Here is a 294-nt window from a genome sequence, read left to right as displayed (position 1 = left end):
ATCGTGATATATCTGAAATATTAAGGGAACGTGGTGTAAACGTTCATCATTCAACGGTCTACCGTTGGGTTCAAGAATATGCCCCAATTTTGTATCAAATTTGGAAGAAAAAGCATAAAAAAGCTTATTACAAATGGCGTATTGATGAGACGTACATCAAAATAAAAGGAAAATGGAGCTATTTATATCGTGCCATTGATGCAGAGGGACATACATTAGATATTTGGTTGCGTAAGCAACGAGATAATCATTCAGCATATGCGTTTATCAAACGTCTCATTAAACAATTTGGTA

At 34.7% G+C, this 294-nt stretch carries 1 pseudogene; it reads left to right on the top strand.

Annotated features, from left to right (window positions below):
* Positions 1-294: pseudogene (locus tag LQ679_RS14980) on the top strand (IS6-like element IS257 family transposase); the annotation flags it as partial.

It is taken from the genome of Mammaliicoccus sp. I-M35, assembly GCF_022386455.1.
GTDB classification, from domain to species: Bacteria; Bacillota; Bacilli; order Staphylococcales; family Staphylococcaceae; genus Mammaliicoccus; species Mammaliicoccus sciuri_A.
This window is presented reverse-complemented; position numbering and strand designations above follow the sequence as displayed.